Annotated in this window: 8 protein-coding genes and 1 pseudogene; 1 reads left to right on the forward strand and 8 read right to left on the reverse strand. The window is 70.9% G+C overall.

Features of this window, described 5'->3' with window-relative positions:
• Positions 1-62 precede the first annotated feature (62 nt).
• The 8 genes from ACFV4N_RS35310 to ACFV4N_RS35345 form a co-directional block, all read right to left on the reverse strand.
• Complete coding sequence (locus tag ACFV4N_RS35310) at positions 63-1,220, reverse strand: tryptophan 7-halogenase (protein ID WP_499677005.1); 1,158 nt, start codon at positions 1,218-1,220, stop codon at positions 63-65.
• Complete coding sequence (locus ACFV4N_RS35315; protein ID WP_499677006.1) at positions 1,196-3,226, reverse strand: LodA/GoxA family CTQ-dependent oxidase; 2,031 nt, start codon at positions 3,224-3,226, stop codon at positions 1,196-1,198. The genes ACFV4N_RS35310 and ACFV4N_RS35315 overlap by 25 nt, the downstream gene beginning before the upstream one ends.
• Entirely contained in the window at positions 3,223-4,287 is a 1,065-nt protein-coding gene (locus ACFV4N_RS35320; protein WP_499677007.1) for a ferritin-like domain-containing protein, read from the reverse strand. The genes ACFV4N_RS35315 and ACFV4N_RS35320 overlap by 4 nt, the downstream gene beginning before the upstream one ends.
• Positions 4,284-5,315 (reverse strand): heme-binding protein, encoded by a 1,032-nt coding sequence (locus ACFV4N_RS35325; protein WP_499677008.1) that lies wholly within the window; start codon positions 5,313-5,315, stop codon positions 4,284-4,286. The genes ACFV4N_RS35320 and ACFV4N_RS35325 overlap by 4 nt, the downstream gene beginning before the upstream one ends.
• Positions 5,316-5,591: 276 nt before the next feature.
• Entirely contained in the window at positions 5,592-6,173 is a 582-nt protein-coding gene (locus tag ACFV4N_RS35330) for a TetR/AcrR family transcriptional regulator (RefSeq protein WP_499677009.1), read from the reverse strand.
• A 62-nt stretch (positions 6,174-6,235) separates the two neighbouring features.
• Positions 6,236-7,126, reverse strand: coding sequence for an SDR family NAD(P)-dependent oxidoreductase (locus ACFV4N_RS35335; protein ID WP_499677010.1), 891 nt, complete (start codon positions 7,124-7,126; stop codon positions 6,236-6,238).
• A 71-nt stretch (positions 7,127-7,197) separates the two neighbouring features.
• Entirely contained in the window at positions 7,198-7,344 is a 147-nt protein-coding gene (locus ACFV4N_RS35340; RefSeq protein WP_499677011.1) for a hypothetical protein, read from the reverse strand.
• 99 nt (positions 7,345-7,443) lie between these two features.
• Positions 7,444-7,953: an NAD-dependent epimerase/dehydratase family protein gene (locus ACFV4N_RS35345; RefSeq protein ID WP_499677012.1), complete on the reverse strand. Its 510-nt coding sequence runs from the start codon at positions 7,951-7,953 to the stop codon at positions 7,444-7,446.
• Positions 7,954-7,960: 7 nt separating this feature from the next.
• On the opposite strand from ACFV4N_RS35345, the pseudogene ACFV4N_RS35350 reads away from it, so the two are divergent.
• Positions 7,961-8,562 (forward strand): annotated as a pseudogene (locus ACFV4N_RS35350) (hypothetical protein); the annotation flags it as partial.

The following is an 8,562-nucleotide window of genomic DNA, read 5'->3' on the forward strand; positions in this document are numbered from 1 at the left end:
GTGCTGAGCCACGTCGGTCAGGACCGCGGTCAAGCCCGACGGCATCGACGAACTCGTGCGGCCTACGACCCGGTGCCGACCGGGTTCCGGCGACGCACCCAGAAGGCCGCCTCGGGCCACCGCCGCTCCCACCCGTAGAACAGCTCCCGCCGGCCGAGGAACGAGTCGAACGACCGCCGGATCCCCTCGGCGTACCGCTCGACCGCCGTCCTGTCGCCACGCAGGTGGGCTCGAATCGTGTCGGCCGCCTGCAAACCGTTGGACAGCGCCTTGTGGATGCCCTGCCCGGACAGCGGGTCGAAGCACGACGCCGCGTCGCCCGCGGCGAGCCAGTGCGGACCTGCGGGCCGGTCGAGGACGGAACACGGCACGGGGCACACCTTGAGGCTGCCCGGCAGGTAGAAGGACTCCGCCAGGGCCGGTGCCAGGAAGGCGGTCCGGCTGAGCCTCCTGAGCCACGACCCGCTCTCGTGCAGCGCCGCCGTCCTCAGGTCGTCGCCGTCGCAGGCGAGCGCCGCGGCGATGCGCCGGTCGGGCAGGCGGGCCGCGTACCACCACCCGTCCGGGACTGCCTCCAGCATCGTGAGCGGGGCGAACCCGGCGCCGTCGCGGAGGTGGAAGTAGCCGGTGGCGCAGAAGAACCGGTCGTGGACCAGCCGCCGAGCACCGAGATCACGGGCGAACCTGGCCGTGCTGCCCGTGGCGTCGACCACGAAGGACGCCTTCACCCGACGGATGCGCCCGCCGATGTCGAATTCGACGACGTGACCCCCCTCTGCCGATTCCCGCCCGTGTGGCCGCACCGACCGGTAACGCGCCCCCGTGATTACGTGGGCGCCTGCCTCCCCGGCGCACCGGGCCAGGAAGGCGTTGAAGCGCCTGCGATCCAGGTGGAACCCGGGACCGTTCGGGTCGAAGGCGAAGTCGTTGTGGCCCAGGCCGTCGCTGCCCCAGGACGAGCGACTGCCGTAGGACGGCTCGTGCCCTTCCAGTTCGAACGCGTCGAGCAGCCCCAGCCGGGTGAACAGCCGGCGGGTGTCCGGCGGGACGGTCTCGCCGATCCGGTCGGTCCCGTAAGCGCCGCTTTCCGCGACGATCACCGTCCCGGTGCCGGAGCGGCGCAGCGCGATGGCGGTCGCGCACCCCGCCGGTCCGCCGCCGAGGACGACGACGGTCGGTTCCGGCACGACGGGGCTCAGGTGCCCGCGTTGATCGGCCACGGGTCGACGTAGGGCCCGTCGTCCGGGAACTGGCCGGCCACTTCGAGGAACGTGTCCTCGGGCAGCTCGTCGATCGCCTTCTGGTTGTCCAGGCCCTTGATCTGGGTCCGCTGGATGATGGTGCCGATCCTGGACCAGTTGTCGACGAAGTCCTCCCGGTTCTGGAACCGGCCGGTGTTCGCGTAGTCGTCCGAGGTCGTCCCCGGACCTCGGATCGACCACCGCTGGCCGGGGAGCTGGGGTCCTTCGTCGCGGGAGCGCGTGTCGGTGGCCACGTTGACGGCGTCCGGGCGCTGCGCCGGCCACGACCAGTACAGCGTCGTGTTCTCCGGCGGGTTCGGGTCCGGTGGGTGGACGACGCACGAGTTGTAGTCGGTGTGCCAGGGGAGCGCCATGAACTTGGAGTTGTCGCCAGGCTCCAGCCCGCCGCCGTCCGGGTGGCAGGGGAGGTAACCCTCGGTCAGCAGGGGCAGGCCCTCCGGGGGCAGCCGGTCGTAGTCGAGGCGCTTCTGGCGGATTCGGAAGGGACCGGTGGACCCGAGGTCCCCGGTCTCCCACACCTCCGGGAGGCGCACGGGGAACGTCATGTCGATCCCCGGGCTGAACCGCCCGCCCAGGCAGTTGATCAGCGACGCCTTGTCCAGGTACTCGCCCGGCCCCAGCGCGGTTCCCTCCTGGGCGAAGTGGTTGGCGTCCCACTGTTCGAGGAAGAAGTACTGGGTCTTGGTGACCGTCAGCAGCGACTGCCCGGAGTCGCCGAGCGACAGCGGCATGAGCGGCGCGCCGATCTCGTTCTGATCCGGTTTGTTCGGGTTCCGGATGTACCCCAGGCCGCCCAGGATCGTGGTGCCGGGGTCGTCCTCCGCGGTGATCCGGCCCACGGCGTCGTGCGATTCGATCGCTCCGGCGGGCAGGTCGGTGTTCCACCGCTGGACCCGCGCCGCCTGGAAGATCGGGTGGAGCTGCTGGTCGAAGGCCGGGGCGTAGCCGCGGTCGAACCGGCCGTCGTGGAACAGCTCCGGCACGAGGTCGAGCTGACGGACCCAGGTGTCGTAGATGTCATCCCACAGTGAGACGACGTTGAGCGTCTGCGGGGCGTAGCGGGGGTCGGTCGAGACCACCCACGCCCCCGCGACCTCGGCAGTGCTGTCGTCGGTGAAGACGAGGGTGGCGTTGACCGGACCGTCGGCCGTGTCGTCGAACCAGCCGTCGTTGTCGACGTCGGAGGTCAGCGGGTGGTGCTCGGACGAGTCCTGCGGGCACCACGCGACGGCCCGGCCGAACGCGGCGACCACGTGCAGGCGCCCGTGGTCGTCGGTGGCCAGTTCACCCAGCGCGTCGATCGGTCCGGAAGGCTCGTACAGCCGCTGGAAGCTGTCGGAGGGGAAGGACTTCGGGTAGTCCGGCAAGGGCACGACCCGTGCGCCCTTGCCGAAGGTGGCATGTCCGTCCTTCCCCATGACGACGGAACCCTTCTCCGTGCCCCTGATGGCCCTGGGGCCGGGGTCCACGGTCAGCTTGCGGACCCGGACGGGGTCGTCGGGGACCCCGTCGACCGCCGGGTTGCGCTGCGGTGGGGTGCGACCGTCCCGGTACTGCCAGATCGTGGGGAGCGCCGTGGTCCCGGGTGCCTCCAGGAGGTAGCTGTTGGCCTTCTTGTTGGCGACGTGCACGGTCCAGACGATGTCCGCCACCTCCTTGCCATCGACGGTCGAGCCGATGGTGATCTCCTCGCCCGCACCGCTCGGGTAGCGCTCCGCGTCCGCGGGGGAGTAGGCGAAGACCCTGAACCGGGCAGCCTGCCGCTTCAGCTTCCCGTCGCCGTCCCGCACGTCGCCGTTGGTGATGGTCGCCCCGTCGAGTCGGAGCGGAAGGCCACCGAGCGTGCCGGACTCCGAGCCGTCGGGCAGCGGCAACGCGGCCATGGTCTCGGGCGCGAGGTTGTACTCCTCGCTGTTGCCGACCCGGGCGAAGCCGATCGAGGGGTGGATCCGGAACGCGGTCATGTCGAACTCCCGATCTCCACGTCCGAGAACCGGGGCACGAAACCTCGGCGCCAGCAGGTGAGGATGTTGGCGCCGACCGTGGGCATGAGTTCGCCGAAGTGCGGGTGGTCGGGCCGGTGGCCGTTGAACATGTCCTGGATGAACGAGATGAGCCGGCCGAAGTTCTCCACCAGGACCGGCCGGGGATCGCCGTGGCCGTCGTCCGGGTCCGCGCCGGTGTGCCGGTAGACCTCGGGCGCCCGACCGGCGAGCACGTCGGCGCGGATCGCGTTGAACTTCTCGAAGTGGCTGGCCGAGTTCTCGTAGCCGTCCGCGGTGTTCCGGTACCGGCGCTCGATGTCCGTGTTCCCGTCCGTGCGGCCCTCGCCCTGCTCGGTGATCACCTTGACCAGCTCCAGGGCCTGGTCCAGGCCGGCCTCACCGTCCCCGGTGACGGTGGTGTGGCTCAGGCCGCGGTAGAAGCGCCCGAAGTGGGCCACCTGCTTGCGGTTGCCGCGGACGAACCGGGTGTTCTCCTCCATCCCGGACATCAGGGCGGTGTAGAAGTCGCCGATGGTGGCGTACTCGTCGCCGCCCGGGTCGAACGACGGGGGCGCGGACTCGGGCAGCTCGATCAAGCACATCGTGCCGATGCGGACTTGGTCCAGCGGGCCGAGGCCGGCGTCCGGCTCGCCGTACTTCTCGACGGCTTCGTCGTCCAGTCCGAAGTCGAGGTGGGGAACGCCTAGTTCCTTGACGTAGTGGAACGGACCGATCTCGAGGCCCTTGTCCGGCTCGCGCTCGTCCTCCGCGGGCGGGAACGAGTTGTAGACGTTGGCGGCCAGCTCGGCGTGCAGCATCTCCTGGTGGACGACCGACTGGATCCGCCGGAAATCGGGGTGACCGATGTCCTTGATCGAGTACATCACCGTCATGTAGTAGGGGATCGTCCACAGTTCCAGGTTGACGGCGTACTCCAGGTGGACGCGCACGTCCTTCAGCGTCCACGAGCCGCTCTCGACACGTTTGGGGCGTGCCAGGGACATCGCCGAGTGCCGGTCCTCGCCGGTCGACGCGATCATGGCGCCACACCTTCGGAGGTCACCTTGGACAGGACGTTGGACGTCGGGTGGGGGAAGATGTAGAACCGGTCGCCCAGGGGGATGCCGAGGAGGATGCGCTGCGTGTAGGCGAGGATCTCGCGCGTCACGCCTTGTTCGGCCTCGCAGTGCAGCAGCCAGTACTCCGCGTTGTACCCCGCGAGCGCCGCTTTCCGCTTCTCGAAGGGGATGTTCACCACGGCTCCGAAGTTCGCCGAGTCGACCTGGCAGTGGATGTGGTGGGTGACGCGGTCGCCGAGGGCGGCGATCGCCTCTTGGAGGGGCCGGGCGATCTGGTTGGTCAGGTCGGGGTGCGGGTTCTCGTAGTCCCCGTGCTCCGCATCGTCGAGCGTCAGTCCGTACGGCGTGGTGTCGACGCCTGCGGGGGTCGGCAGGACCGACGGCGCGTCCGGGATCCGCGGCGGCCCGTCGTGCGCCGCGCAGTTGCCCAGCGCCAACACCGAGACCCCGTGCGGCACCGAGATCTGCTTGCACGTCGTCCGTTCCGGTGGCTGCGGCTGCGGCACGCCTTCCTCGTACGCCGGGTTCTCCGGCGGGAAGAGGTAGGGCCCGATCTGCTGCCTCTCGGTCCTCAGGTTGAGCCACGCCCCGTTCTCCTCGTGGACGATCTGGCCCTCGGTGGGTCCTTCGGCGAACCGGATCTGCTGGTCGTAGAACAGCACGTACGGGGTCTGCTGGTAGTCGCCGCCGCGGTTCGGCGCGGCGACCGGCTTCACCACGTCGTCCGGGCCCTTGAACACGATCGTCTCGTAGTACTTGAAGTTCTTGAGGACGTACCCCGAATTCCGCCCTGCCTGCGGGGAGGTCTGCGGCAGGACCATGACGTTGTAGGAGTACGGGTCGTTCTCGCCGCCCTTCTCCGTGCCGGGCAGCGGCCGGTTCTGCCACGTCCCGATCAGTCCCTGCTGGAAGGCCGACAGCTGCTCGGGCGCCACCTCGAACGGCATCAGGCTCCCCCTCTCGTTGACGACGGCGCGAACGACGCGCATCGGCCGGGTGGTCGGGATCCCACGTTTCGGCGGAAGCGTCAGCAGTCAGTGTTCAGATCGGCTGTGGCACCCACAATGGACGCGGCGGATGTTCACCCCTCCGGGGACGGCCGTCACTGGACAGGGATCTCGATGCTCACTCGGCGGAAAATACCGTGAACCGCACGTTCGAACCGGCGGCGACGTCCGCGGCGCCGAGACGACCGCGACCTCCGGCACGTGTCGGCCTCGTCTTCGAGACCCACGACGAGGTTTCCGGTGCACGGGCTGTGGTCCTCAGTTCCCCGGTGCGGTGGTGCGCATTCCCCCGAGGAAGGCGGCCAGGTAGCGGTGGGCGGTGGTGACCCGGTCGGCGTCGGTGCCGCTGTGCACCTGTGCGGCGTAGGCGATGCCGCACATCAAGGGGACCACGTCGGCGGCGGTCAGGTCCGGGCGGACCTCCCCGGCCTCGCGGGCCCGGTCCAGCAGGGTGGCGCCGATCGACCAGAGCGACCGCTTGAGTTCCGCGGTGCGCGGCAGGGTGTCGGTGGGCGCGGCGGCGACCGGGGGCAGGGACGCGTCGGTGACCTGTGCTTCGACGGTGCGGAACAGGAAGTCCTCCAGCGCGCGTCCGGGATCGGGGTCGGCCAGCGCCTGCTCGCCGTGCGCGACGAGGGTTTCCAGGCAGGTGGCGGCAACGGTCTCCAGCAGCGCCTCGACGGTCGGGAAGTGCCGGTAGACGGTGCCCACGCCGAGGCCGGCACGGCGGGCGACGTCGTTGAGCTGCAGCGGCGTGCCCTCGTCCACCAGCTCCCTGGCCACCGAGACGATCCGGTCCCAGTTGCGGGCGGCGTCCTTGCGCAGCGGCGTGGTCGTCATGGGGGCAGTTTAATCGGATAGCGCATCCGGATCGTCCCGTGGCGGCGAGGTCCCCGGCCGCGTCACGCGGTGGTGAGGGGCGCGTGCCGTTCGCTGAGCCGGCGCACCGCCTCTGCGATGCGGTGGTCGGTCGCCGGGCGGAACGGCGCCACCGGACGCGCCCCGGCGCCGATGACGACGCCGGTCCGCCCCGCCAGTCCTTCGTCGGTGGCGGCAACGATCGAGGGCCTGGCCGCCACGGACGCCGGGCCCGCGGTCGAGCGTTCGAACTTGCGGCGCACCAGCGGCCACAGCAACCGCAGGCCGGGTGAGACGATCTTCGGGTCCGCCATGGTGCCGGCCGTCATGTCGGTGGCGGCGCCCCCGGGATCCGCGGCGAACACCGTGACACCCGTGCCGTCCAACTGCGCGGCGAGGTCGAGCGTGTAGGCGAGGTTCGCGAGCTTGGCGCGTCCGTACCAGTGGAAGCCGTAGTAGCCACCGGGCGGCTCGACGGCGTCGAACGACCGCTTCGCGAGGACGACCGAGCCCGAGGTCACGTTCACGATCCGGCTCGGCGCGCTCGCGACCAGCGTGGGCCGCAGCAGTTCGGTGAGCAGGTACGGCGAGAGGTGGTTGACGACGAACGAGGCCTCGACGCCGTCGTGCTCGTGCGGGTCGGCGAACATCGCCCCGACGTTGTTGACCAGCACCGCCAGCGGATCGCCCGAGGCCGCGTGGTCGGTGGCGATCCGGTCGGCGAGCGACCGGACCTCGTCGAGCGACGCGAGGTCCGCGCGCAGGAACCGGGCGGGGTGCGCCGGTCCGGTCGCGTCGATCCGGGCGACCGCGCGTGCACCGCGATCGGCGTTGCGCCCGACCACCGTGACCGCGAACCCGGCGGCGGCGAGACCCAGCGCCGTCTCCAGGCCGATGCCCGCCGTACCGGCCGTCACCACAGCTGTCCGCCTCATGATCCGCCCACTCCGTCGCTGATCCGGATAGTTCATCCGCTTGTCGTCACCGTAGCACGGTAGCGGATTAGCTATCCACTTAGTGCGGCCGGGACCTGGAACGCCTGAGGGCGAGCCGGGACCCGGGTCGGCTGGGTGCGACTGCGCTCGGTCGCGGGGTGCCCGAGCGCCGGCAGGTCGGCCGGGCCGCCCGCGCCGGCCAGGGTCGGGTTGCGCATCGCGCCGGTCACCACGACCGGCTGTGCGGCGGCGTGGCGCAGGCCACGGGGCCGGACGAGCGGGGCGCGTGGTCGCCATGACGCGAGGACCCGCGTTCCTCACCCGTGGGCGCGTCGTCGACCGCCGGCCCAGGCCCGGTGGTGCTTCTCGGGGTCGTCGGTGAACGAGATGTGCCGCGGCCGCCAGCCGAGCAGCCGGTGCGCCTTGGCGCTGGACACGAGCTCGTCCCGGTCCGCTGCCACCTGCATGATCCCGCCCGCCTCCGCGGGCTCCGGCCGGACCTCACCGGTGAAGCCCGCCGCCCGGACGGCGACCCGTTGCACGTCCAGCGCGGTCAGGCGCTGGTCGTCGGCGATCACGAACACCTCGCCGGCGGGCTCGCGGTCGAGGACGCGCACGTAGGCGTCGGCGAGGTCGTCGACGTGCGCCCAGCTCCACCGCTTGGTGGTGTCACCGAAGAACACCGGCGTGCCCGCCTCGGCCGCGGCGAACCACTGCGCGGTCATGGAGGTGGTGGCCGGGCCGCCGTACATGAAGCCGGGGCGCACGATCGTGTGCGCCAGGCCGCTCGCCGCGAGTTCGGCCTCCAGCGCGAACCGGAACCCGATCGCTCTGGTGCACGGTCACGTCTACTACGTGCACGCGCCCTGGTCGCTGTCCTCGATCAGCCAGGCCGCGTTCTGGCCGGAACGGGACTTCCGGGCCGACTACGGCGACGGCACCGCCGCCGACTGCGTGTCCGTGGTCATCTCCGACTGGGACACCCCCGGCGTCCCGTTCGGCCGCCCGGCGAAGGAGTTGACCGAGGAGCAGATCCTGCAGGAGGTGCCGGCCCAGCTCAAGCAGCACCTCAACGACTCCGGCCGCGCGGTGTTCGACGAATCCTCCCTGGTGGCCTGGTTCCTGGACCCGGGGCTGAGCGGGTTGGGCGGCCCGAACCCCGCCAACGCCGACGAACTCGTCGTCCAACCGGTCGGTTCCTGGCAACGACGCCCCACCGCCCGCGTTGGACGCCGCCGGCTCCCGTGCTCCCCGCGCGGTGGTGCACGAGCTGTACCGGGCGCCGGAGTTGGAACTGCTCAAGGTCGAGGACCAACTGCACTACCGGCTCGGACTGCCCAACGCCTTCGACGTCCTGCCCCTCCCGGTGCTCTGAGGCGAACGGCGAACACCCGGAGCCGACACCGCACCGACCAGCCCCACGCGTCGTTCAGGGC

This window comes from Actinosynnema sp. NPDC059797 (genome assembly GCF_042732085.1).
Classification (GTDB): domain Bacteria; phylum Actinomycetota; class Actinomycetes; order Mycobacteriales; family Pseudonocardiaceae; genus Actinosynnema.

Coding starts and splice junctions, on each gene's coding strand:
- ACFV4N_RS35315 (WP_499677006.1), bottom strand. CDS start 3,226: ATGACCGCGTTCCGGATCCACCCCTCGATCGGCTTCGCCCGGGTCGGC.
- ACFV4N_RS35320 (WP_499677007.1), bottom strand. CDS start 4,287: ATGATCGCGTCGACCGGCGAGGACCGGCACTCGGCGATGTCCCTGGCA.
- ACFV4N_RS35325 (WP_499677008.1), bottom strand. CDS start 5,315: ATGCGCGTCGTTCGCGCCGTCGTCAACGAGAGGGGGAGCCTGATGCCG.
- ACFV4N_RS35330 (WP_499677009.1), bottom strand. CDS start 6,173: ATGACGACCACGCCGCTGCGCAAGGACGCCGCCCGCAACTGGGACCGG.
- ACFV4N_RS35335 (WP_499677010.1), bottom strand. CDS start 7,126: ATGAGGCGGACAGCTGTGGTGACGGCCGGTACGGCGGGCATCGGCCTG.
- ACFV4N_RS35340 (WP_499677011.1), bottom strand. CDS start 7,344: ATGCGCAACCCGACCCTGGCCGGCGCGGGCGGCCCGGCCGACCTGCCG.